The sequence below is a fragment of the Streptomyces sp. NPDC001231 genome, from assembly GCF_042896885.1.
GTDB lineage: Bacteria > Actinomycetota > Actinomycetes > Streptomycetales > Streptomycetaceae > Streptomyces.
Map to the genome: position 1 here is coordinate 1 of NZ_JBIAXS010000080.1, position 1,338 is coordinate 1,338.

Sequence of the window (1,338 nt, forward strand, 5' to 3'; positions counted from 1 at the left end):
CTAAGGGCTGTCCCGTAACTGCTGGTCATCTCCGACGGGAGACTGCCTGCGGCGGTCAGCCGAAGATGAGCTCGACGTCCTTGTCCAAGCAGTACTTCATGACGGTGACCAATTGGCGGGCGTCGTCGACGCGTCGCTGGAGAACGGGGTCGCTGACCTCGTGTTGGAGCTGATCGATGATCGCCTCCAACCTCGGCAGCATGGCTGCGCATTGAGCCGGCGTGAGAGAGCCGTCATCGTCTGGATGGTCGAACAGCGGTACCAGCGTGGTGGAGATGCTGCTCCACGTGTGGTCTCCACCGAATCCGTTCATCTCAGCAAGGGCGAATCCCTCTGCGTGGGCCAGCCACTCCCTGAACATGTTGAAGCCGGTGTAGGACCAGGAGACGTCCGGGCTGGTCACGTCGCCGTCTCCGGGGAACAGCATGAGCCCCATCCTGTCCTCCTTGCTTGTCCGGTGCTCAGGATCAGTCGCAGGGAGGCGTGTCGGCAACTGAAATGATCTGCCGCATGGCTGGTGTGATCACGGCGTCGGAGTCGTCATGGATAGCCCCGTTCACTGGGCTGAGCCCGCGACAGTTCGGCAAGCTGATCACCGCGCTGCGGCGTGAAGGCGCAGACCCGGTGCGCAAGGGCAGACCGTGGAGCCTGCCTCTGGAGGACCGCGTCCTGCTGGTCGCCGCGTATTGGAGGACGAACCTGACTCTGCGGCAGCTGGCGCCGCTGTTCGGCATCTCGAAGTCCGCGGCCGACCGCATCATCGACCACCTCGGGCCGTCGCTGGCACTGCAGCCCCGCAAGCGGTTCCGCAAGGACACTGTGCTGATCGTTGACGGCACCCTGGTGCCCACGCGTGACCACGCGGTCGCCGAGCAGTCCAAGAACTATCGGTACTCGACCAATCACCAGGTCATCATCGACGCCGACACTCGCTTGGTCGTCGCCGTCGGCCGGCCGTTGCCTGGCAACCGCAACGACTGCAAGGCGTGGGAGCTGTCCGGAGCGAAGGCCGCCGTCGGCAGGGCCACGGTCATCGCGGACGGCGGCTACCGGGGCACCGGCCTGATCATCCCTCACCGCCGGGAGCCCGGACAGGCCGAGCTTCCGGCCTGGAAGGAGGAACACAACACCTCCCACCGCAAGGTCCGCGCCCGCGTCGAGCACACCTTCGCCCGCATGAAGGCCTGGAAGATCCTGCGTGACTGCCGCCTGAAAGGCGACGGCGTTCATCACGCCATACTCGGCATCGCCCGCCTGCACAACCTCACCATCGCTGGGTGACCCAGAAACGAGCAGGCCCGCAGGCACGGTCCAGATGATTTACGGGACAGCCCTTAG

2 protein-coding genes are annotated in these 1,338 nt (G+C 65.2%); one reads left to right on the plus strand and one right to left on the minus strand.

Translation table 11 applies throughout. The annotated features are described in order from the left end of the window. Window positions 1–55: 55 nt before the first annotated feature. Window positions 56–436 (minus strand): hypothetical protein, encoded by a 381-nt coding sequence (locus tag ACFY3J_RS38820; protein WP_390842891.1) that lies wholly within the window; start codon window positions 434–436, stop codon window positions 56–58. A gap of 74 nt (window positions 437–510) precedes the next feature. Here ACFY3J_RS38820 and ACFY3J_RS38825 point away from each other — a divergent pair, with 74 nt between their 5' ends. Continuing rightward, window positions 511–1,281 carry a transposase gene (locus ACFY3J_RS38825; protein WP_390842892.1) on the plus strand — a complete coding sequence of 257 codons (771 nt, stop codon included), beginning with the start codon at window positions 511–513 and terminating at the stop codon, window positions 1,279–1,281. The last annotated feature ends 57 nt before the right edge of the window (window positions 1,282–1,338 follow it).